Genomic DNA, 21,925 nt, shown 5'->3' with positions numbered 1-21,925 from the left:
GTGGGAGGCCACCTGGACCAGTTCGTGACCGCGAACCGGGAACACCACAGGCTCGTCGTGCAGCCCCGCATGGGATTCGGGCAGGTCCACGCCATGCGGGAGGGCCTGCGCGCGGTCGCGGCGCTGGAGCTGCCGGTGGTGGGCACCATCACGCTGGACAGCCACACCCGCGTCGGCGACTACCTGACGCCGTTGCGGCGCTTGGCCGACGGCGACGAGCTCAACGGCTACCCGCTGGTCTCCCACCCGGTCGCGACCACCCGCACCATGCTCGACGGCCTGAACGGCCCGGCGTTCCCGATCCAGGTGCGGCACGGCACGGCACTCCCGCAACGGGTGTTCCGCCGCCTGGTGCGCGTCGGCCTCGACGCGACCGAAGGCGGTCCGGTGTCCTACTGCCTGCCCTACAGCCGGGTCCCCCTGGCCGAGGCGGTCGCGGCGTGGGCGGAGAGCTGCCGCTTCCTGGCGGGGGAGACCGAGCACGGGCACGTCGAGAGCTTCGGCGGGTGCCTGCTGGGCCAGCTGTGCCCACCCTCGCTGCTGGTGGCGACGACGTTGCTGGAGGGGCTCTACTTCCGCGCGCACGGCCTGCGCCACCTGTCGCTGAGCTACGCGCAGGGCCCGCACGACGAGCAGGACCGCGGGGCTCTGCGCGCACTGCGGGCCCTCGCCGAGGTCTACCTCGGCGACGTCGCGTGGCACGTCGTGCTCTACACCTACATGGGTCAGTTCCCCCGGACCGCGGCAGGCGCGGCCGGACTGATCCGGGCCGGCGCCCGGTTGGCCCGCGACACCGGCTGCGAGCGCCTGATCGTCAAGACGGTCTCCGAGGCGTGGCAGATCCCCAGCGTCGCGGACAACGTGACGGCGCTCCGCCTGGCCGCGGAGGAGGCCGCCGGGCCGCCGGAGCCACCCACCGCGGTGCAGGACGCCTTCCGCGACGAGGTCCTCTCCGAGGCCCGGTCGATCGTCGACGCGGTGCTCGACCTCGACCCGGACATCGGGTCGGCCCTCGTCGGAGCGTTCGCCCGCGGCGTGCTGGACATCCCGTTCTGCCCCCACCCGGACAACCGCGCCGTCGCCACCTGCGTGGTGGACGGACGCGGTGCGCTGGTGTGGGGCCGGACGGGGAACGTGCCGGTGCCGGGCCCGGCGCGCGAGATCGAGCGGCTCAGCTCCGACCGGCTGCTCGCGATGCTCAACCACGTCGCGCGCCGCTACGACGGCGAGGTGGCGTCATGACCCCCCGGTCAGTCCTGGTGCTGGTGGACGCGTTCTCGACCGGCGCGCTTCTCGCGCGGCACGCCGCGGACCGCTACCGGCTGCTGCACGTCAGGTCTCGCCAGGACATGCCGGCCGCGTTCGCCGGGAGCCTGCCGCGGGAGTTGTTCGAGGACGACCTGACCTACCCCGACGACGTGGACGGGGTGGTGCGACGGGTGGCGCGACGAGCGCCCGTCGCGGTGATCGCGGCCAGCGAGTTCGGTGTGGAGGTGGCCGACGAGCTGGCGAACGCGTTGGGGTTGCGCGGCAACGACCCCGCACTGTCCACGGCCAGGCGCGACAAGGCCCGCATGATGGAGGTGCTGCGCGCCCGCGGGGTCCGCACCCCGCGCCAACTGCGTGGCACGCGCGTCGCGGAGCTGGTGGCGTGGCGGCGCGCCGAAGGGCTGGCCCGCGTCGTGGTGAAGCCGGTGGACAGCGCCGGGTCCGACGACGTGTACACGTGCGACACCGACGAGGAGATCGCGGCCGCGTTCGACACCACCATGGGCAAGCGCAACCTGATGATGCGGACCAACGACGCGGTGCTGGTCCAGGAACACCTGTGCGGCGAGGAGTTCGTGGTCAACTCGGTGAGCCGCGACGGGCGGCACTGGTTCACCGACGCCTGGGTCAGCCGCAAGGCGGTGCTGGCGGACAAGCGGGCGATCTACGACCACGAGGACCTGCTGCCGCCCGACGACCCCGACCTGGACGTGATCCTGCCCTACGTCGCCGACGTGCTGGACGCGCTCGGCATCCGGGAGGGGCCCGCGCACACCGAGCTGGTGCTCACGGCGGACGGACCGTGCCTGCTGGAGACGGCGGCACGGGTGTCCGGCCTGGCCAACCCGCCCGCTCTCGACCGCGCCACGGGCGCCGACCAGGTGGGCCTCACGCTGGAGTGCTACGCACCCGACGCCACGGCGCTGACCAGCAGGCGGTCACGGTACCCGCGGCTGGCCGCGGCGCGGTGCGTCAACCTGATCGCACGGCGCGAGGTCCCCCTGCCGTCGGCGGTGTTCCGCGCCGCGCTGACCGAGCTGCCCGCGTTCGAGAGCCTGCGGTTCCGGATCGCGGACGGGGCTCGAACCCGCCGGACGGTGGACCTGAACTCCTCTCCCGGCGTGGCGTTCTTCGTGCACCGCGACCAGGGGGAGATCGACAAGGCGTACGAGCTGCTGCGCGGACTGGAGCACGAGCTGCTGTGAACGGGGACGGCACGGGGATCGCGGTGGCCGACGGCTTCCCGCGCGAAGCGGCGAGCGCGCGCGTCGGACGGACAGGAGGACGGTCGTGACCACGACACCAGAACCGCCCACGCCGGTGGACCACCTCAGGTCTCCGCGCACCAGGGCGGCCCTGCGGGTGCAGAACTGCCTGGTCGACGCGGCACGGGAGTTCCTGCGCGGCGAAGGGGGGACCGAAGTCAGGCTGCCGGTCATCGGCCCGGTGACCGACCCCGGCGCCCGAGGGGCCAAGCAGGTCGACGTCGACTACTACGGCAAGCGCTACCGGCTCATGACCAGCGCGATCCTGTACAAGCAGGCCACGCTGGCGACGTTCGGCTCGATCTACACCATCGCGCCGAACGTGCGTCTGGAGCCGCTGGACACCGCGGTGACGCACCGGCACCTGGCGGAGTTCCACCAGATCGACGTCGAGGTGGCGGACGCGACGCGCGAGGACGTGATGCGGCTGGCGCAGCAGCTCGTGTCGCGCGTGGTGAAGGAGTGCCTCGACCGGTGCGCGAGCGAGCTGGCCGAACTCGGCCGCGACCTCGTCGCGCTGGCCGTTTCCGGTGAGACCTTCGACGTGCTCCCGCACCGGCGGGCCGTGGCGGCGCTGGTGGACGCGGGCCACCCGCAGGACCCGCACGCCGAGATCGACTGGCAGGGCGAGGAACTGCTCTCCAGGCGCGCCCCCAGGCCGTTCTTCGTGATCGACTACCCCAAGGGCAGCCGCGGCTTCTACGACCGCGAGAGCCGCACCGAACCCGGTGTGCTGCGCAACTTCGACCTGCTGGCGCCCGAGGGGTACGGCGAGCTCGCCAGCGGGAGCGAGCGGGAGTCGGACTACGCGAGGATCGTCACGCGGATGCGCGAGACCGGTGAGAACCCCGCGAAGTACGGCTGGTACCTGGACTGCGTCCGCGCGGGCATCCCGGCCAGCTCCGGGTTCGGCATCGGCCTGGAGCGGCTCACCCGGTACGTGGCCGGTTTGGCGGCGGTGTGGCAGGCCAGCGCGTACCCCAAGGTGCCGGGGGTGTTCTCGCCGTGACGGCGCTGTCCGCGCCGGGTTTCCCGGAGACCGCCGTCCGCGACCGCGCCCGACGCGGTGAGGCGGCGGCCTTCCCGCCGCACGAGGAGTACGGCCGCGCCGTGTTCGGCTCGGTGGCGGGCACGGGCGGCGATCCGCTGGACGCACTGCGGATCGTGCCACCGGTCCTGATGCCGCGCAGGCTGGAGAAGCTGGTCGAGCTGGGGCGCGAACCGCTGCCCGAGGACGTCGACCTGACCACGCGGCTGGGCGGCTTCGGCTCGGCGCTGCCCCTGTACGTCTCGGCCTTCGGCTCCACGAGCCTGGCCAGCGACGGCCTGGGCCTGGCCGTCGCGCGGCAGGCGGGCGCGTTGGGCGTCCCGCTCGTCGTCGGCGAGAACGTCGTGCCGGTCACGGGGTACGGACGGGTGGAGGAGTCCGCGGGGCGGGCGATGCTGCTCGACCGGATCCGGGCGTACGCCGAGGAGTCCCGGTCGGAGCTGGGCGGTGTCGTGGTGCAGCAGAGCACCGAGGACGCCGACGCGGAGGTGTGGAACCTCGTCTACAGCGATCCCAACGTGACACCGCTGCTGGAGGCCGGGCGCCTGGGGTTCGAGCTGAAGGTGGGCCAGGGCGCGAAGCCGGGCCTGGGCGGCATGACGCTGGTCGACACCGCCACGGCGGAACGCCTGGCCGACACCTACGCGCTCGGCACCTCGACGGGCTCGCGGGTCCACCGGTCGAGCAGTCCGGGAACCTTCACCTCGGACATCCTGGGCAGCCAGGTCCGGTTGATGCGCAACAACTTCCCCCGCTGCCGGATCTGGGTGAAGCTGCCTCCTGGCCGCGACGTCGCCGACGCCGCGGCCATCGCCTGGGCCGAGGGCGCGGACGCGGTCACCGTCGACGGGGCCGAGGCGGGCACCGGCTGGGCCCCGACGTCCTTCCTCGACGTCGGGCTCCCCCTCGGTGAGTGCCTGGCCCGCATCGGCCGCCCGGCGACGAGCCTGCTGGCCAGCGGTCGCATGTGGGAGGGCACCCGCGCGACGAAGGCGCTGGCCCTGGGGGCCACCGGGATCGGCCTCGGGCGAGCGGCGCTGCTGGCCGTCCACGAGCGCCGCGCCGACGGCCTCGTGAACCTGGTGCGGTGCCTCGCGCTGGAACTGCGGCTCCTGATCAGCGCGCTCGGCAAGTACGCGGTCGCCGACCTGGGCCGCGAGGACCTGTGGCCCGCCCCGTGCGGGCACCCGCCGCCGGGAACGCCGCAGCCCTGACCGCCGGGCGCGGAGCCGAGGCCCGCCTGCCACGACCGCGGCGCCGGCGCGCCGCGCGGCGTCCCCCGATCCACCCGCGCACACGGGTCACCTGTCGTCCGCGTCCGCCTCGCGCTGCCGCTCCACGTTCCGCCGCGCGGCGTCACCGTCGGGCTCCTGCGCCAACCCCCGGTGCACCATCTCGGCCTTCTCGTCGGGCAGGTGCGGGGGCAGCAGGGGCACCGCCGGGTCGACGACCGCCTCCACGACCACCGGCCGGTCGGCCGCGAACGCCTCCCGCCACGCCTCGGCCACCGCGTCCGGGGAGTCGACCCGGATCCCGCGCAGCCCCAGCAGGTCCGCGTAGCGCGCGTAGGGGAAGTCGGGCACCCGCTGCGACGTCGGGAAGCGCGGGTCGCCCTCCATCTCCCGCTGCTCCCAGCTGACCTCGTTCAGGTCGCCGTTGTGCAGCACCAGCACGACGAACCGAGGATCGCTCCACGAGCGCCACCGGTCCGCCACGGTGATCAGCTCCAGCAGGCCGTTCATCTGCATCGCTCCGTCACCGGCCAGCGCGACCACCGGCCGGTCCGGGGCGTGCAGCTTCGCCGCCAGCCCGTAGGGCAGCGCGCAGCCCATCGACGCCAGGTAGCTCGACGTGTGCGCGGGCACGCCGGGGGGCAGGGCGAGGTGGCGGGCGTACCAGTACGTCGACGACCCGACGTCGACGGCCACCTGGACGTCGGCGGGCAGGTGGTCGGACAGCTCGCGCACGACCCGCTCCGGGTTGAGCGGCGTCGCGGGCTCCAGCGCCCGCTGCTCGGCCAGCGCCCGCCACCGCCGCACGCTGCCCTCCACCCGGTCGAGCCACGCCCGGTCGGGGTTGCGCGGCAGCAGCGGCAGCAGTGCGCGCAGCGTCTCGCCCGCGTCGCCGACCAGCGCCACCTCCACCGGGTACTTGCTGCCGACCACGCGGGCCTCGACGTCGATCTGCACGGCCCGCGCCCGCCCCGGCTCCGGGTAGAACTCGGTCCACGGGTCGTTGCACCCGAGGATCAGCAGCGTGTCGCACCCGGACAGCAGTTCCGCGCTGGCGGTCGTGCCCAGGTGGCCCATGACGCCGGTGTGCCACGGCTCCCGCTCGGACAGCACGGGTTTCCCGAGCAGGGACACGGTCACCCCGGCGCCCAGCACGTCCACGAGCCGCTCGACCTCGGCGACGGCCCCGGCCGCGCCGCGACCCGCGAGCACGGCCACCCTGCGGCCCCTGCCCAGGACGTCGGCCGCCCGCCGCAGGTCGTCCTCGTTCGGCAGCAGCCTCGGCGTGCCGGTGACCGCGGAGGAGGGGACGACGCCGTGGCTGTGCGGCAGGTCGTCGACGGCGTCGGCGCGCTGCACGTCGTGCGGGATGATCAGGCACGTCGGCGTGCCGGTCGCGATGGCCGTGCGCATCGCGTTGTCCAGCAGCACCGGCAGCTGCTCGGGCGCGGACACGGTCTGGAGGTACTGGCCGCACACGTCCTTGAACAGCGTGTGCAGGTCCACCTCCTGGAGGTAGCCGGTGCCCAGCGCGCTGGAGACGATCTGGCCGACGATCGCGACGACCGGGCGGCGGTCGAGCTTGGCGTCGTAGAGGCCGTTGAGCAGGTGGATCGCACCAGGCCCCTGGGTCGCCACGCACACCCCCGGCGTGCCCGCGTACTTGGCGTGGCCCGTCGCCATGAACGCGGCCATCTCCTCGTGCCGGACCGGCACGAACTCCGGGTCGCCGTCGGCGCGGTGCAGCGCGGCCAGCAGCGGGTCGATGCCGTCCCCGGCGTAGCCGAACACCCTGGGCACCTCCCAGGTGCGCAACCGCTCCACCACGGCGTCCGCCACCGTGCGGGCCATCACGCCGCCCCGCACTTCCGCGTACCGCGTCCCGTCGACAACCGCATGTGTCCTCCTCAGCCCGATCGCCGGGGTTTTCCCGCGACACGGCGTCCGAAACGGCCGAGCCGGGGTCGCCTTCGGACCGGTCACCGCGTTTGAACGCCGCGGCCGTGGGTAGGGGCGCGTCCGAAGTGGACCGACCACGGCGCGACCGGACGCCGTGCCGCGCTCCTCCCGCCCGACGACCACCTCGTGGAACCGCGCGGGAGCGCCTCGGCCGAGGCGCGAGCCCGCTCACCCGGCCACGGCGCCGCTGCGGGCCTCGATGGCCTCGACGGTGTTCTTCAGCGCCTTGCCCAGCACACCCCTGCCCACCGACCCGAGCAGGAAGCCGGTCACGCGGCCCTTGAGGTTGCGGCCCTCGCGCACCACCACGACGTCCAGCACGGTCGTGCCGTCCGGCTGCGGCGTCAGCGTGTACGTGTGGCCCGACCGCCCGCCCCAGGTGTTCGAGTCGGTGGTCGTCATGACGACCCTGCGCGGGTCCGACCAGTCGTAGCGCAGGCGTTCCCAGATCCCGCCCGCGCCCTCGGTCACGTCGGCCCAGTCGGAGCCCCTGTCGTGGACCTCCAGGTACTCGTCGGCGCTGTTGCCGAACAGCAGCGCGCGGCCGGGTCCGAAGTCGGTGAGCGCGGCGAGTACCTGCTCGGGCGTCGCGGTGGTCTTCTCGACGAAGTGGATCGTGGACATCGTGGTCTCTCCCGCGTCTCGGTCGGCTCGCTCCAGGCTGCCCGAGCGGGGCGCTCCACCGAGCCCGTGAGACCCCCCGGCCCCCACCCCGGTCCCGCAGGTCGCCTTGACGCGAGCCTCCCGGCGGCCGCGCCCCGAGCACCACGGTGATCACCGACTGGAGGTCCTGCACGACCGACGCACCCGACCTCGCGGTTCCGGCCCGGATGGACAGCCCGGTGCGGCCCGCTCCACGCGACGGCCACCGGCGGCGCTCGACGCCGCCGGTGGCCGTGGCCGTCACTGCGCGGCGGGCTGCGGGTGCCCCTCGGACGCCTGCACGACGACGATGCCCTGGCCCGACAGCGCGAGCTGGTACGCCTCACCCGAGCCGCGGCCGATGACGGCACCGAGCTTCGCCGTCTTGCGGATCGAGGACTGGAGCGAGGTGGACCACAGGACGGCGGACTGCATGTCGACGAACGTCGGCACGTCCACGTTCAGCACGACCGGCGTCCCGTAGGCGGTGACGGCGAGCGCCCCCGTGCCCTTGAACGTCGTGTTGAACAGGCCGCCGCTGAGCATCGACGCGCCCTCGGTGCGGTTGATGTCCCACGTGAGCGAGCTGTCGAACGCGAGCACGTTCTTGCCGTTGACCGTGACGCCCTCGTCCTCCAGGTAGAGCACGAACACCTCGTCGGCGTCCTGGGCGAGGAACACGTCCCCGCTGCCCGACACCTTCATCAACGACATGCCCTCACCCGTGAAGGCCTTCTTGAACAGCTTCCCGAGACCGCCGCTGCCCTCGTAGGCGAAGTCGACGTCGCCCTGGTAGGCCACCATCGACCCCTGCTTGGCGAAGAAGAACCCGCCGCTGCCGGTGAGGTCCACCTTCAGCATGCGGTCGTTCTGCAACTGGAAACTACCGGGCTCGACGGCCCGCTCGGCGTGGTTGAACAGTGAACTGCGCATACCCAGATGATGCAGGTGATCATCGGCGAACGCACCCCGCGCCACGCCGGTGCGGGCTCACGCGGGCGGGCTCAGCGCGGTGATCCTCCGCGCCACGACCAGGAGGCCGTCCGGTGCGTCCTCCTCCAGCGCCGCGGCCAGGTCGTCGAGCAGGTCCCAGTAGAACCACTTGTCCGGCCACTCCAGGGGGATCGACGCGACCCGCACGGCGCACGCGCGCACCGCCAGCCGCGTCCGCACGACGACGGCCTCCCCGTCGTAGGCCGGTGGCTCCCACAACCTGCTCGCGGTGGACAGCTCCGCGAGCAGCGCGGCGTGCGCCTCCCCCGCGGCCGCGCGCTTCCCGCTCCCGGTGCGACCGGCCAGCACGTGGTCGGCGCCCACCTGGAGCGCGGCGGCGACGAGCACCACGACCCCCGTCTTGACGGCCTCCTTGAGCGCCGACTCGCCCACGGCGAACGCGCCCGACGCCGCCGAGGCGAGCGCGACGGCCCCGAGCAGGACGAACCTGGACACGAAGGCCACCAGCCGGTCGAGCAGCGACTGGTCCTCGGTGGCCAGCACCTGCCGCAACCGCTGGCGCAGCCAGGTGATCTGCTCCAGCGCCCGCAGCCGCTGGGCCGGGGTGAGCCCGCCGTGCCCGGCCAACGCGTCCACGACCGCGCTGACGCGGTCGGGCGGCAGACCGAGGAACTCGCCCACCGCCTCGAAGGGCAGCGCGGAGATCGCGGAGATCGCCACGAGCCGGGGCACGGCGTCGCGCACGCGCTGCCGCGACCTGCCCCGGCCGGACCGGCGCAGGTGCTCCTCCGCACCGTCCAGCAGCACGTCGAGGTCGCCGACGACCCCGACCAGCGCCTTGGCCGCGAGCCGCTGGTCGCCCGCGGCGCGCGCCGCCGCCCGCTCCTCCTCGTGGTACAGCAGGAGTTCGAGCACGGGTGGCGCGGCGGAGGTCTTCTCGTCGTGGCGTCGCCGCTCCGCGACGACGGTGTCGTCCTCGGGCCGTGGAGCGGGGAGCTGCTCCGCCGCCTTCCGCGCCCTGTCGACGAGCGAGGAGTCGGTCTCGCGCTTCTGGCGGACGACGTCGTCCTCGCGTCGGAAGGGGGTGGAATAGCTCATCGCACTCCTCTCACCACGCGCCAGCCTACTGATCGACGCCGGGGCGTGTGGTGGGGAAGGAGGTGCTGGTCGGGGAACGGGCGCGAAGGTCAGGGGAACAGCAGCAGTTTCCCGGTGGTGGCGCGCGATTCGATGTCGGTGTGGGCGCGGGCCGCGTCGGCCAGCGGGTAGCGGCCTCCGATCCGGACGACCAGTTCGCCCTTCTCGACGAGCGTGAACAGCTCGGTCGCGAACGCCGCGAACGAGCCGGGGGAGCGGACGTGGTCGTCGGTGGTGGGGTAGGTGAGCCGGACGCTGCGGGGTAGCCGGTTCACCCTGATGGTCGGCACCTCGCCGATCAGCGGCCCGTAGAACACCAGCGTCCCGTGCGTGCGCAACACCTCCAGCGACGCGTCGAACGTGGTCGCGCCCGCGCCGTCGAACACCGCGTGCACGCCCGCGCCGCCGGTGATCTCCCCGACCGGTTCGACGAACGCGCCACCGGTGGACACCAGGACGTGGTCGGCGCCCGCGGCGGTGGCGACCTCGACCTTCTCCGGCCGCGACACCAGACCGATCACGGTGCCACCACGGGCCTTGACGAGCTGGGTGAGCAGCATCCCGACCCCGCCCGCGGCGGCGTGCACGAGCGTCACGTCGCCCGGCCGCACCGGGTGCGAGACGGTGGTGAAGTGGTGCGCGGTCAGGCCCTGGAGCACCAGGGCCGCGGCGGTCTCGTCGTCCACGGCGTCGGGCACCGCGACGACGCGGTCCTCGGGGAGCACCGCCTGCTCGGCGTAGCCGCCGTGGCCGGTGGTGTTCATCCACGCCACCCGCTGGCCCACCGCGAACCCGTGCACGCCGTCGCCGGTCTCCGCCACGACACCGGAGCCCTCCGCTCCCGGAACTTCGGCCAGGCCGTCCCGGCGGATGGCGGTGTCGAAGAAGTTGACGCCCGCCACGCGGACGTCCACCAGGACCTCTCCCGGACCCGGACGGGGTGCGGGGCGCTCGCGCGGCCGCAGCACGTCGGGTCCACCCGGTTCGTCGATCACGATCGCTCTCATGCGGCGAACGTAGGGTCGGCAAAATGTACCCGCAAGTACAATCCTGGTCGTGACCACCGCGAAGGGCGCCGCCACCCGTCAGCGCATCGTCGAGGCCGCGGCGGCCGAGATCCGGGAGCGCGGCACGCTCGCCACCACGCTCGACGACGTGTGCCGCCGCAGCGGCACCGGCAAGAGCCAGCTGTTCCACTACTTCCCGGAGGGGCGGGAACAGCTCCTGCTCGCGGTCACCGAGCTCGAAGCCCGGCACGTCTTCGACGACCAGCAGCCCTACCTGGGTCAGCTCGCCTCGCGCGCGGCGTGGGAGCGGTGGCGCGACGCCGTCGTCGCGACCTGCCGCCGCCAGGGGCCGCACTGCCCGCTCGGGGTGCTGATCGCCGACGTCGGCCGGTACAGCCCGGCGGCGCGGGCCGTCACGACGCAGCTCGTCCGGCGGTGGCAGGACGCCGTCCGGCTCGGCATCGAGGCCACGCAGGCGGCCGGTGAGGCGAACCCGGCGCTCGACGCCGACCGCACGGCCGCGGCCGTGGTCACCGCGGTCCAGGGCGGTGTCAGCGTCCTGCTCTCCACCGGCTCCGCGGACCACCTGGAGGCCGCGCTGGACCTGTGCCTCGACCACCTGCTGGTCCCGGTGCAGTCCGGGGCCCGACCCGTCGTTCCGCATCGATCGGTGCGGAACGAGTAGGCTGCCGAGGTGGAGACCAGGAAGCCCCGTCCGACCGGCCGCCCGCGGGGGTTCGACCCCGACGAGGCCCTCGAACGCGCGGTGCTGGTGTTCTGGGAGCACGGCTACGAGGGGGCCAGCCTGGCCATCCTCACCGAGGCGATGGGCATCTCCACCACGAGCATGTACGCGGCCTTCGGCAACAAGGACGAACTGTTCCGCAAGGCGCTGGAGCGCTACACCGAGGGCCCGAGCGCGTACCTGGTCCGGGCGCTGGACGAGCCGACCGCGCTGGGCGTCGCCACGGCGGTCCTCGCGGGCGTCGTGCGGACCACCACCAGTCCGACGGGCCCCAACGGGTGCCTGGGCGTCCAGGGGGCACTGGCCACCGGCGAGTCCGGCCGGGGAGCCCACGACCTGCTCGTCGAGTGGCGCGACAGCGGCTACTCCAGCGTCCGGGAGCGGTTCGAGCGCGCCGTCGACGACGGAGACCTGCCGCCGGGCGCAGATCCGGCGCTGCTCGCCCGCTACGTGACCTCCCTGGCCTACGGCATCGCCGTGCAGGCGGCAGGCGGTGTCGGCCGCGACGAACTCCAGGACCTGGCCGACGCCGCCCTGCGCGCCTGGCCGCCGGCCTGATCCCCGGCGGGCGTCCGCCACTTCCGCAGTGATCGATGCGGAACGTGCTACGGTCGAGTTCTGCATCGATCACTACAGAACTGTTGTTCGACGTCGACCGCCCGCGCGGAGAACGGTTCGAGCACGGGTTTTCGAGAGGATGGGCATGACCGTCACACTGATCACCGGGGCCAACAAGGGCATCGGTTTCGAGACCGCCAAACAGCTCGTGGAGCTGGGGCACACCGTCTACGTCGGAGCGCGTGACGTCGAGCGGGGGGAGAAGGCCGCCGCGGAGCTGGGCGCGCGGTTCGTGCGGCTCGACGTGACCGACGACGACTCGGTGAGCGCCGCGCTGGCGACGATCGGTGCGGACGAGGGCCTGCTCGACGTCCTGGTGCACAACGCGGGCGTCCTCGGGAACGAGCCCCCGACCGGTCCGGCGGCGCTGCGGGTCTTCGACACCAACGCGGTGGGGATCGTGCGCGTCACGGAGGCGGCGCTCCCGTTGCTGCGCAAGTCCTCGAACCCCACCGTGGTCACGGTGTCGAGCAGCCTCGGGTCGTTCTGGGCGGTGACCAACCCCGACCGGCCGGAGTTCGGGATGCCGCTCGCGCTCTACTCCGCGTCCAAGGCGGCGGCCACCATGCTCACGGTCCAGTACGCCAAGTCCCAGCCCGGCATCAAGTTCAACGCGCTGGAGCCCGGCACCACGGCCACCGACATGACCGCCGCGTTCGGCATCGGACGGCCCGCGGAGGAGAGCGCCAGGGCCGTCGTGCGCCTGGCGACCCTCGGTGTGGACGGTCCGACGGGAACCCTCCAGGAGGAGGGCGAACTCCTGCCCTGGTAGGAGAACGGGGGGCAGTGTCCTCGCGCTGCCCCGCCGGCTGGTGGGACTTGGTCGGCTGGCGGGACTTCGCTGGCTGGTGGGACTTGGTCGGCTGGTGGGACTTCGCTGGCTGGTGGGACTTCGTCGGCTGATGGGACTCCGCTGGCCTGTGGGACTTCGCCGACCTGCGGGTCCGTCCGTTGTCGAGGCCGTGCGCGAGCCGCGCGCGGTGCCCGCCGCCGACGGCCCGTTCAGCCGGGTGCCACCACCGCGGGGTTCCCGCCCGCGGCCGAATTCGGGTCTCGCCGCGCGGCCCGTCCCGTTAGGGTGCTCCCATGGGGTCGGTCAAGCAGGTCCAGGTCACCTTCGACTGCGCGGAGCCCGAGCGCGTCGCCCGGTTCTGGTGCGAGGTGCTGGGGTACGTCGTGCCGCCGCCCCCGGAGGGGTTCGCGTCCTGGGCCGAGTTCGACCTGGGGCTGCCTCCTGAGCGCCGGGGTGCGGCGTACGCCTGCGTCGACCCGACGGGCGCGGGTCCTCGGCTGTTCTTCCAGCGCGTTCCCGAGGGCAAGGTCGTCAAGAACCGGGTGCACCTCGACGTGCGGGCCGGTGCCGGACTCGTCGGCGCGGAGCGCCTCGCCACCCTGGAGGCCGAGTGCGCTCGGCTGGTCGCGCTCGGTGCGGTGCGCGTGCGGCTGCTGGCCGCCGACGGTGTCGACGAGTCGTGCATCGTGATGCAGGACGTCGAGGGCAACGAGTTCTGCCTCGACTGACCGGCGCCCGCGCTGCGCGGACGCGCCGGAGGCCCGGTCGTCCGTCAGGTGGTTCACGCCCTCCTCCGTCGCGCACCTCGCACTCGGCGCGAGCGGTCGACCCGATTCGGCACCGGACACGACCGGAGAGGACCACCCGGCTCTCGTCCTCCCGGCCGTGGGTGTGCGGCGGGCCGGTGTCCTTCCGGCCCGCTCGCGGCACGGGTCCACTTCGGACACGGGCCTCGGTCGACGGGTCTAGCGCTGTTGGACAGGTGTCGAGCAGTGGTATGCGGCGGTCGGTGGGACACCCCGATCACGGGCCGGGAGACCATCGCCGCCGCCCTGCCGGGCTCGCTCAGCCGCCTGGACGCCACGCACTCGGTGAGCAGGCCGAGGGTGAGGCGGCGCACCTCGAAGGCATCGTGGCGTGCCTGCACCTGCCTGGGGACGACCACTCCCGCCACGTCCTCATGGGCAACGGTACGACGTCGACCTCGTCCGGAGCGGCGACACCGGTGCCCGGCCCCGTGACCCAATTGTCCACAGTGGACGCCGATTGGACGTGCCCCGCGGTCACAACAGCTTGTCCGGGGTGATCGGCAGTTCGCGGACCCGCTTGCCCGTCGCGTTGTGGATCGCGTTCGCGATGGCCGCGCCCGTGCCGGTGATGGTGAGTTCACCGATGCCGCGCGCGCCCAGCGGCGAGCGGGGGTCCGGGACGCCGGTCCAGATGACGTCGATCTCCGGCACGTCCAGGTGCACCGGGATGTGGTACTCGCCGAGGCCGGGGTTCATGATGCGGCCGTTGCGCTCGTCGACCAGCGTCTGCTCGGTCAGCGCGAGCCCCATGCCCATGATGATGCCGCCGCGGAACTGGCCGCCCGCCGTCGTGGGGTTGACGACGCGCCCGCAGTCGAGCGAGCCGAGGAAGCGGCTCACCCGCGCCTCGCCGGTGACGGCGCTGACGCGCACCTCGCAGAACATGGCGCCGTAGGAGTGCATCGACCACTCGGCCATCTCCGTCGGCGGAGGGGCGCTCGCCTCGACGACGACGTCGGCGCGGCCTGCCGCGGCGAGGATGGACGCGTAGCTCTCGTGCCGTCCCGGATCGCCGAGCCTCGCGAGGCCCGCGTCGTGCGGGCCGACCTCGTCCGGCGTGAGACCCGCCAGCGGCGAACCCGTCCCCACCAGTGTGAGCAGCTCGGCCACGAGCGCGCGCCGGGCCGCGAGCACGGTCGCCGCGACGGTGACCGTCTGGCTCGACCCGAGCGCGGCCACCAGTCCGGGCAGCGTCGAGTCGGCGAACCGGATCGTCACCCGGTCCGGCGGCAGCGCCAGGCTCTCGGCGGCGACCTGGGTCTGCGCGGTGGCGGTGCCCATGCCCGCGTCGTGCGCGGCGATCTCCACCGTGGCGGCACCGTCGGCGGTGAGCGTGAGCCGTGCCCGCCCGCCCGGCTGCCGGACGTAGAGGTGCGACGCCGCCGCGCACCCCGTGCCCACGAGCCACTCGCCCTCGCGGACGGCGCCTGGGACCGGGTTGCGCTTCGCCCAGCCGAACCGCTCGGCACCCGCCCGCCAGGCCTCGACGACGTGCCGCGAGGAGAACGGCCTGCCGCTGGTCGGGTCCACGGCGGGCTCGTTGCGGATCCGCAGCTCGACGGGGTCGAGGCCGAGGGCGACCGCCACCTCGTCCACGGCGCTCTCCAGGGCGAAGCTGCCGACCGCCTCGCCCGGCGCGCGCATGGTGGAGGGGGTGAGCATGTCCTGGTACGCGCCCTGGCAGTCGATCAGCAGGGTGCGCGTCGCGTAGGCGCTCCGGCTGGTGAACGGGAACGCCTCGACGAGCGCGTCGTTCCTGGTGTGCGCGGAGGTCCCGGTGTGGATGAGCGCCTCGAAGCGGCCGTCCGCCGATGCGCCGATCGCCACCCGCTGCTCGGTGAGCGAGCGGCCCCCGACGAGGCGGTACACGCTCTTCCGCGAGAGCGCGAGCCGCACCGGCCTGCCCGCGAGCTTCGCCGCCGCCACGGCCAGCGGCTGGTGGCTCCACACCCCCTTCCCGCCGAAGTGCCCTCCGACGTAGGGGGCCGTGACGTGGACCCTCTCCTCCTCGATGCCGAACATGTGGGCCAGCGTCCAGGCGGTGTGCACGACGACCTGCGAGGCGTCGTGCACCACCAGGTCGTCGCCGTGCCACACCACCGTGAGCGCGTGCGGTTCGAGCGCGTTGTGGTTCTGGTAGGGCGTGCGGTAGGTGGCGTCCACCGCCACGTCCGCCGCCGCCAGCGCGGCTTCCGCGTCGCCCACCTCGACGTGCAGCTCGTGGCCGAACAGCACCGCCGTGTGGGTGCCGTCGGCCTTCGCCCGCGCGAGGGACGTGGTCGAGGGCTCCGCGTCGTACTCGGCCCCGACCAGCGAGGCGGCGTGGTCGGCCTGCTCCGGGGTCTCGGCCAGCACCACCGCGATCGTCTGGCCGTTCCAGCGGACCCGGTCGTCCTGCATGACCGGCAGGTCGTCGGGCCCGCCCGCCTTCTCGCTCGTGCCGGACAGCGGCATCGGCCGCATCCGCGGAGCGTTGTGGTGGGTCATCACCAGCACGACCCCCGGCGCGGCCTCCGCGGCGGCCGTGTCGAGCGCCGTGACGCGCCCCTTCGGGATCGTGCTGTGGACCAGGGCGGCGTGGACCAGGCCGTCGTAGGCGAACTCGGCCGCGAACGGCGCCTCACCGCGCACCTTGAGCGGTCCGTCGAGGCGCGGCACCGGATCGCCGACCCACCCCCGGCCCCCGGCCGCCGTCGTCCCCCTGTCGTTCACGCGGTTCCCCCTGCCAGCTCGTCGAGCACGGCCGTGATCGTGCGGATCGCGAGTTCCACCTTGAACCCGTTGTCGCGCAGTGGCTCCGCGGACGCCAGTTCGGCCTCCGCGGCGGCGCGGAAGGCCCGCGTCGTCGCCTGCCCGCCGGTGAGCGCCTCCTCGGCCCCCCGAGCACGCCACGGCTTGGGCGCCACACCGCCCAGCGCCAGCCGCACTCCTTCGACGACGCCGTCCCGCACCTCCAGCACGGCCGCGACCGACACCAGCGCGAAGGCGAAGCTGGACCGGTCGCGCACCTTGCGGTAGGTCGACCGGGCGGCGGCCGGCAGCGGCGGCAGCTCGACCGCCGTGATCAGCTCGTCCGGCGCGAGCACCGTCTCGACCTCCGGGTGGGCCCCCGGCAGCCGGTGCAGCTCCGTCAACGGGACCGTCCGCTCGCCCGCCGACCCCTCGACGTGGACCGCGGCGTCCAGCGCGGCGAGCGCCACGCACAGGTCCGACGGGTGGGTGGCCACGCACGCGGCCGACGCGCCGAGGATGGCGTGCGTGCGGTTGACCCCGTCGATCGCGTCGCAACCCCGGCCGGGGTCGCGCTTGTTGCAGCGCGATCCGGCGACGTCGTAGAAGTAGGCGCACCGCGTCCGCTGGAGGACGTTGCCGCCGACGGTCGCGGTGTTGCGGATCTGCGCCGACGCGCCCGAGAGGACCGCGCGGGCCAGGACGGGGTAGCGGGTGCGGACGTCGCGGTGCTCGGCCAGCGCGGTGTTCCGCACCGCCGCACCGATCAGGAGCCCACCGCCGGGCCGCCGCCGCACGGTCGAGGACAACCCCGTCACGTCGATCAGCGCGGGTGGTCGTTCGACCGTCTCCCGCAGGAGGTCGACGAGGTTGGTGCCGCCGCCGAGGTACTTGCCGCCCGTCGTCCCGCTCAACCGGACGGCGTCCGAGGCGTCGTCCGCGCGGGTGTAGGTGAAGGGGATCACGCGCGGCCCCCCGCGTAGGTCGCGGCGACGGCGGCGACGATGCCGTTGTGCGCCCCGCACCGGCACAGGTTGCCGCTCATCCGCTCGCGCAGCTCGTCGTGGGTGAGGTCGACCCGGTCCGCCGACAGGTCGCGCGTGACGCTGCTCGGCACGCCGCGCCGCACCTCGGCCGCCATGCCCACCGCCGAGCAGATCTGACCGGGTGTGCAGTACCCGCACTGGAGGCCGTCGTGCTCCACGAACGCCCGTTGCAGCGGGTGTGGCTCGTCGCCCTGCGCCAGGCCCTCGACGGTGACGACCTCCCGTCCCGCGCACTGCGCCGCCAGCAGGAGGCAGGACACGACGCGGGCGCCGTCGACCAGCACCGTGCAGGCCCCGCACGCGCCCTGGTCGCAGCCCTTCTTCGTGCCGTGCAGGCCGAGCCGCTCGCGCAGCAGGTCCAGCAGCGACGTGCGCGGGTCGTCGGGCGGGTCGACCGCCGTTCCGTTGATCCGGATCGATGGGTTCTCGCCGGCCATCCGGCCTCCTTCGGGTCGTGGGAGCGGAGGGGTCTCCGTCCTGCTCCCACTCTGCGCCGGTCGGTCCGTACTCCGAATGGTTGCCAGTCCGCTTTTCCTGCGCGAAAGTACGAACATGAGCGGGGACCAGCTGTCGGAGGTGTTCGACCTCATCGAGGTCCGCGGCCTGCTGTCCGGCGGGTTCGCCGTGCGGGGCCCGTGGGTGTCGCGCGGCGTCATCCGGGACTCGCTGAAGCTCCTCGCGGTGGTGTCCGGCCGGGTGCGGCTGATGACCGACGGCCTCGACCGCCCGATCGACCTCGCCCCCGGTGACGTCGCGGTCCTGAACAGCCGGTCGTGGGTGGAGCTGCGCGGCGGCACCGGGGACGGGCCGCCCGTCGAGCTCGTGCCGGAGGAGATCGACCCCGGCGCCGCCCTCGTCGGCGCCGACCTCGACGTCGACGACATCGTCCTCGGCGGCCGGGTCGACATCAACGACGCCGGTCGGGCGCTGCTGCTCCAGGCGCTCCCGCCGGTCGGCCACGTCCGCGGCACGGCTGCCTCCGCGACCGCCCTGGGCACCAGCCTCGACCGGTTGTTCGACGAGGTGAGCGGCAACAGGATCGGCTCGGCGTTCGCGATCCGGCAGTACTGCCAGCTCGTGCTGCTGGAGGTGGTGCGGGCCTACCTCGACCAGGCCGCGCTGCCGCCGGGGTGGTTGCGGGCGCTGGCCGACGACCGGTTGCGCCCGGTGCTCGCCCTCATGCACGCGGAGCCCGGCAGGCACTGGGGGCTCGACGAACTGGCGCGTGCCGCGGCGATGTCGCGCACGTCGTTCGCCGAGCGCTTCCGCACCGTCGCGGGCGTGCCCCCGGTGGCCTACCTCAACCGCCTGCGCATGATGCTGGCCCAGCGCGCCCTCCGCGACGACGACGCCCGCGTGGGCTCCCTCGCCGCCGAGCTGGGCTACTCCTCGGACAGCGCCTTCAGCACCGCGTTCAAGCGCGAGGTCGGCGAGTCGCCGCTGCGCTACCGGTACCGCGTGCGCGAGGAGGCGTCGGCCCGCTGACGTCCCGACCTCGAACGACCGCGGCCCGAGCCCTCGACCTGCTATGCCTGGTGGTGGGCACGCGCGGAGGGGAGCGGGCATGGCGGTGGCGGTGCACCTGCTGGGCGAGGTGGGCGTGGAGGTGGACGGGCGCGCCGTCGACCTGGGCTCACCCAGGCAGCGGTGCGTGCTGGCCGCGCTGGCGGTCGACGCGGACCGCGCCGTGCCGGTGGACCGGCTGGTCACGCGCGTCTGGGGCGTGGACGCGCCGCGGCGGGCGCGGTCGACCCTGCACACCTACGTCTCCGGGCTGCGGCGGGCGCTGGCGGGCGTGGACGGCGTGGCCCTCGTGCGCCGGTCCGGCGGCTACGCCCTGATCACCGACGCGACCGGGGTGGTGGACGTGCACCGCTTCCGCGCCCTGCGCGCCGCGGCCGACGCGGACGCCGACGACGAGCAGGTCGCGCGGCTGCTGGCGGACGCGCTGCGGCTGTGGCGCGGGCAGGCGTTGACCGGGGTGGACAGCGAGTGGGTGCAGGCCGAGCGCGAGCGGCTGCGCCTGGAGCGGCTCGCCGTGCAGCGCGACCTGACCGACGCCCGGCTGCGCAGGGGCCTCGGCGCCGACCTGGTGGCCGAACTGGCGGCGCGGGCCGCCGAGCACCCGCTGGACGAGCACGTCGCGGGCCACTACATGCTCGCCCTCCACCAGGCCGGGCGCACCGCCGACGCCCTGGAGCACCACCGCCTGCTGCGGCGGCGGCTCGTGGAGGAGCTGGGCACCGAGCCCGGCGCCGCGCTGCGCGACCTGCACCGGCGGATCCTGGCCGCCGATCCCACCCTGTCCACGGCCGCCGCGGGGACGGGCGGGCGGCCGGTGGTGCCCGCCCAGCTGCCGGGCGCACCGGGTCGGTTCACCGGCCGCGTGCCCGAGCTGGCCGAACTCGACCGCGCCCTGGCCCGCGCTGGTGACCACACCTCGCCCCGGCCCGCGGGAGCGACCGCGGTGATCTCCTCGATCGGCGGCACCGGAGGCATCGGCAAGACCTGGCTCGCCCTCACCTGGGCGCACCGCAACCTGCACCGCTTCCCCGACGGGCAGCTCTCGGTCGACCTGCGCGGCTTCAGCCCCAGCGAGCCCGAGCACGCCGCCGACGTGCTCGCCGACTTCCTCGCCGCCCTGGGCGTCGACCGCGACCAGCAGCCGCCGGGGCTCGACGCCCGCGCCGCGCTCTTCCGCACCCACACCACCGGCAGGCGGATGCTGGTCCTGCTGGACAACGCCGCCACCCCCGACCAGGTCGTGCCCCTGCTGCCCGGCGGCGACTCGTGCACCGTCCTGATCACCAGCCGCCACCGGCTCCCCGTGCTCCTCACCCGGCACGGCGCCCACCCCGTCCACGTCGACGTGCTCACCGAGACCGAGGCCCGAGCCCTGCTCACGGCCGCGCTCGGCGGCGTGCGCACGCCCGGCGCGGACCGGGCGATCACCGAGCTGGTCGGTCTGTGCGGCGGGTTCCCCCTCGCCCTCGGCCTGGTCGCCGCCCGCATCCGCACCCACCCCGGCCTCGTGGACGACATCGCCGCCGAACTGCGCGAGTTCGGCCTGGACGCGCTCGACTCCGACGACCCCCACACCAGCCTGCCCGCGGTGCTGTCCTGGTCCCTGCACCGGCTCACCGACCAGCAGCGCACCGTGTTCGGACTGCTCGGCACCGCCCCCGGCACCGACACGACCCTGCCCGCCGTGGTGTCCCTGACCAGGTTGTCCCCGACCAGCGCGCGCACGGCGCTGTCGGCGCTGGAGGAGGCGTCGCTGATCGGGCGCAGGCCGCGCGGCCGGTACGCGATGCACGACCTGGTCCGCGACTACGCCGCCGCCACCGCCCACGAGCTGCCCGCCGACGTGCGGGAGAACGCCCTGACACGGGTCGTGGACTTCTACCTGCACACCGCGAGCACCGCCGACCGGCTGCTGGACCCCCACCGCCAGGTCGTGCGGCTCGACCCGCCCGCGCCCGGCGTCCACCCGCACCCGCTGCCCGACGCCGCGTCCGCGCTGGCCTGGCTGGAGGCCGAGCACCCCACCCTCGTGGCCACCCAGCACGCCGCGGTCGCCCTGCGCCGCCACGCCGTCGTGTGGCACTTCGCCCGCGTGCTCGGCCTCTTCCGCGCCCGGCGGGGGTACGGGCGGGACGCGCTCACCTCGTGGCGGTTGGCGCTGGACGCCGCCGCCCACCTGCCCGATCCCGCCGTCCTCAGCCGCACCCACCGGTTCCTCGGCCACGCCTGCTCCCAGCAGGGGCTGCACGACGAGGCCGTCGAGCACATGGAGCGGGCCCTCGACCTGGCCGCGCGCCACCAGGACCCGGACGAGCTGGCGAACACCCACATGGCGCTCTCCCTCGCGTGGGGAGCGCGGGGGGACGACCGGAAGGCCCTCGACCACGCGCGGCACGCCCTCGACCTCTTCCGCTCCGGCGACCACCCGGTGCGGGAGGCCGACGCGCTCAACATGGTGGGCTGGTGCGCCTCCCGCCTCGGCGACCACGACACCGCCCGAGACCACTGCCGCGCCGCCCTCGCCCTGCACCGGCGGCACCACTACCCCGTGGGGGAGGCGGAAACCCTGGACAGCCTCGGGCTCATCGCCCACCGCACCGGCGACCACCGGCAGGCCGTCGACCACTACCAGCAGGCCCTCACCCTGTTCCGCACCCACGGCGACACCCGCTACGTCGCGGGCACCCTGGACCACCTGGGCCACGCCCACGCCGCCCTCGGACAGCACGACCAGGCGCGCGCGGCCTGGGAGGAGGCGGCGGCGCTCTACCGCGACCAGGGCAAGGACGCCGACGCCGACCGCGTGCGCGGGCAGCTCGACGACCTGGACCGGCCGGTGGTGCGGTGATCGGGTTGGCTGGTCTGGCTGGTTCGTGCACGTGGACCGGCCGGTGGTGCGGTGACCCGTTGGCGTGTCCGGGCTGGTGGTTGGCGGGTTGGCACGTCCGCGCTGGTGGGCGGCCCGTTCACCGGTTCGCACATCCGGACCGGCGGGCGGCGCGTCGACCCGGTTCGCGGGCCCGGACCGGTCCACGACCCCCGACCCGGCTCGCATATGCGCGCGATACGCCGCCCTCCCTAGGATCCGCCCGTGCGGGTGCTGATCGTGGAGGACGAGCCCTACCTGGCCGAAGCCGTCCGTGACGG

General features: G+C 74.2%; 18 protein-coding genes. 10 read left to right on the top strand and 8 right to left on the bottom strand.

Going from position 1 to position 21,925, the window contains the following annotated elements:
- From AC156L_RS26170 to AC156L_RS26155, 4 genes are all read left to right on the top strand, one after another.
- Complete coding sequence (locus tag AC156L_RS26170; RefSeq protein WP_330876131.1) at positions 1 to 1,242, top strand: methylaspartate mutase; 1,242 nt, start codon at positions 1 to 3, stop codon at positions 1,240 to 1,242.
- The gene (locus AC156L_RS26165) at positions 1,239 to 2,474 is read left to right on the top strand and encodes an ATP-grasp domain-containing protein (protein WP_330876130.1); all 1,236 of its coding nucleotides are present in this window, start codon (positions 1,239 to 1,241) and stop codon (positions 2,472 to 2,474) included. Before AC156L_RS26170 ends, AC156L_RS26165 begins: the two co-directional genes overlap by 4 nt.
- An 85-nt stretch (positions 2,475 to 2,559) precedes the next feature.
- Positions 2,560 to 3,543 (top strand): asparagine synthetase A, encoded by a 984-nt coding sequence (locus tag AC156L_RS26160; RefSeq protein ID WP_330876129.1) that lies wholly within the window; start codon positions 2,560 to 2,562, stop codon positions 3,541 to 3,543.
- The gene (locus AC156L_RS26155) at positions 3,540 to 4,796 is read left to right on the top strand and encodes a glutamate synthase-related protein (protein ID WP_330876128.1); all 1,257 of its coding nucleotides are present in this window, start codon (positions 3,540 to 3,542) and stop codon (positions 4,794 to 4,796) included. Before AC156L_RS26160 ends, AC156L_RS26155 begins: the two co-directional genes overlap by 4 nt.
- Positions 4,797 to 4,883: 87 nt before the next feature.
- On the opposite strand, the gene AC156L_RS26150 is transcribed toward AC156L_RS26155, so the two are convergent.
- The 5 genes from AC156L_RS26150 to AC156L_RS26130 form a co-directional block, all read right to left on the bottom strand.
- A complete protein-coding gene (locus AC156L_RS26150; RefSeq protein ID WP_330876127.1) occupies positions 4,884 to 6,665 on the bottom strand; it encodes a thiamine pyrophosphate-requiring protein in 1,782 nt (593 codons plus the stop codon).
- A gap of 276 nt (positions 6,666 to 6,941) precedes the next feature.
- Entirely contained in the window at positions 6,942 to 7,397 is a 456-nt protein-coding gene (locus AC156L_RS26145; RefSeq protein WP_330876126.1) for an SRPBCC family protein, read from the bottom strand.
- A 279-nt stretch (positions 7,398 to 7,676) separates the two neighbouring features.
- Positions 7,677 to 8,348, bottom strand: a complete 672-nt coding sequence (locus tag AC156L_RS26140) for an AIM24 family protein (protein WP_330876125.1) — start codon at positions 8,346 to 8,348, stop codon at positions 7,677 to 7,679.
- 57 nt (positions 8,349 to 8,405) lie between these two features.
- Entirely contained in the window at positions 8,406 to 9,467 is a 1,062-nt protein-coding gene (locus AC156L_RS26135; protein ID WP_330876124.1) for a hypothetical protein, read from the bottom strand.
- An 89-nt stretch (positions 9,468 to 9,556) separates the two neighbouring features.
- Positions 9,557 to 10,513: a quinone oxidoreductase family protein gene (locus AC156L_RS26130; protein ID WP_330876123.1), complete on the bottom strand. Its 957-nt coding sequence runs from the start codon at positions 10,511 to 10,513 to the stop codon at positions 9,557 to 9,559.
- Positions 10,514 to 10,562: 49 nt separating this feature from the next.
- On the opposite strand from AC156L_RS26130, the gene AC156L_RS26125 reads away from it, so the two are divergent.
- From AC156L_RS26125 to AC156L_RS26110, 4 genes are all read left to right on the top strand, one after another.
- Positions 10,563 to 11,198, top strand: a complete 636-nt coding sequence (locus AC156L_RS26125) for a TetR/AcrR family transcriptional regulator (protein ID WP_330876122.1) — start codon at positions 10,563 to 10,565, stop codon at positions 11,196 to 11,198.
- A 9-nt stretch (positions 11,199 to 11,207) separates the two neighbouring features.
- Positions 11,208 to 11,816 (top strand): TetR/AcrR family transcriptional regulator, encoded by a 609-nt coding sequence (locus AC156L_RS26120; protein ID WP_330876121.1) that lies wholly within the window; start codon positions 11,208 to 11,210, stop codon positions 11,814 to 11,816.
- Between the two features lie 145 nt (positions 11,817 to 11,961).
- Positions 11,962 to 12,648, top strand: a complete 687-nt coding sequence (locus AC156L_RS26115; protein ID WP_330876120.1) for an SDR family NAD(P)-dependent oxidoreductase — start codon at positions 11,962 to 11,964, stop codon at positions 12,646 to 12,648.
- A 314-nt stretch (positions 12,649 to 12,962) separates the two neighbouring features.
- A complete protein-coding gene (locus AC156L_RS26110; protein ID WP_330876119.1) occupies positions 12,963 to 13,397 on the top strand; it encodes a VOC family protein in 435 nt (144 codons plus the stop codon).
- A 555-nt stretch (positions 13,398 to 13,952) separates the two neighbouring features.
- On the opposite strand, the gene AC156L_RS26105 is transcribed toward AC156L_RS26110, so the two are convergent.
- Genes AC156L_RS26105 through AC156L_RS26095 form a run of 3 tightly spaced genes read right to left on the bottom strand, consistent with a single transcriptional unit; the run spans position 13,953 to position 17,691 of the window.
- Positions 13,953 to 16,190 (bottom strand): xanthine dehydrogenase family protein molybdopterin-binding subunit, encoded by a 2,238-nt coding sequence (locus AC156L_RS26105; protein WP_330876118.1) that lies wholly within the window; start codon positions 16,188 to 16,190, stop codon positions 13,953 to 13,955.
- Positions 16,187 to 17,173, bottom strand: coding sequence for an FAD binding domain-containing protein (locus tag AC156L_RS26100; protein WP_330876117.1), 987 nt, complete (start codon positions 17,171 to 17,173; stop codon positions 16,187 to 16,189). The genes AC156L_RS26105 and AC156L_RS26100 overlap by 4 nt, the downstream gene beginning before the upstream one ends.
- Entirely contained in the window at positions 17,170 to 17,691 is a 522-nt protein-coding gene (locus AC156L_RS26095; RefSeq protein ID WP_330876116.1) for a (2Fe-2S)-binding protein, read from the bottom strand. Before AC156L_RS26095 ends, AC156L_RS26100 begins: the two co-directional genes overlap by 4 nt.
- Positions 17,692 to 17,806: 115 nt before the next feature.
- Between AC156L_RS26095 and AC156L_RS26090 the strand changes: the two genes are divergently transcribed.
- Positions 17,807 to 18,739: an AraC family transcriptional regulator gene (locus tag AC156L_RS26090; protein WP_330876115.1), complete on the top strand. Its 933-nt coding sequence runs from the start codon at positions 17,807 to 17,809 to the stop codon at positions 18,737 to 18,739.
- Between the two features lie 79 nt (positions 18,740 to 18,818).
- Entirely contained in the window at positions 18,819 to 21,626 is a 2,808-nt protein-coding gene (locus tag AC156L_RS26085; RefSeq protein ID WP_330876114.1) for an AfsR/SARP family transcriptional regulator, read from the top strand.
- Positions 21,627 to 21,925 lie beyond the last annotated feature (299 nt).

The sequence above is a fragment of the Umezawaea sp. genome (assembly GCF_057122925.1).
The sequence above is the reverse complement of the archived record's forward strand: the minus strand, read 5'-3'. Positions and strand labels throughout refer to the sequence as shown.

Bases quoted from the DNA above. Each gene is read 5' to 3' on its own strand.
- AC156L_RS26165 (WP_330876130.1), top strand. From the start codon at position 1,239: ATGACCCCCCGGTCAGTCCTGGTGCTGGTGGACGCGTTCTCGACCGGC.
- AC156L_RS26150 (WP_330876127.1), bottom strand. From the start codon at position 6,665: ATGGCCCGCACGGTGGCGGACGCCGTGGTGGAGCGGTTGCGCACCTGG.
- AC156L_RS26145 (WP_330876126.1), bottom strand. From the start codon at position 7,397: ATGTCCACGATCCACTTCGTCGAGAAGACCACCGCGACGCCCGAGCAG.
- AC156L_RS26140 (WP_330876125.1), bottom strand. From the start codon at position 8,348: ATGCGCAGTTCACTGTTCAACCACGCCGAGCGGGCCGTCGAGCCCGGT.
- AC156L_RS26135 (WP_330876124.1), bottom strand. From the start codon at position 9,467: ATGAGCTATTCCACCCCCTTCCGACGCGAGGACGACGTCGTCCGCCAG.
- AC156L_RS26130 (WP_330876123.1), bottom strand. From the start codon at position 10,513: ATGAGAGCGATCGTGATCGACGAACCGGGTGGACCCGACGTGCTGCGG.
- AC156L_RS26115 (WP_330876120.1), top strand. From the start codon at position 11,962: ATGACCGTCACACTGATCACCGGGGCCAACAAGGGCATCGGTTTCGAG.
- AC156L_RS26110 (WP_330876119.1), top strand. From the start codon at position 12,963: ATGGGGTCGGTCAAGCAGGTCCAGGTCACCTTCGACTGCGCGGAGCCC.
- AC156L_RS26095 (WP_330876116.1), bottom strand. From the start codon at position 17,691: ATGGCCGGCGAGAACCCATCGATCCGGATCAACGGAACGGCGGTCGAC.
- AC156L_RS26090 (WP_330876115.1), top strand. From the start codon at position 17,807: ATGAGCGGGGACCAGCTGTCGGAGGTGTTCGACCTCATCGAGGTCCGC.
- AC156L_RS26085 (WP_330876114.1), top strand. From the start codon at position 18,819: ATGGCGGTGGCGGTGCACCTGCTGGGCGAGGTGGGCGTGGAGGTGGAC.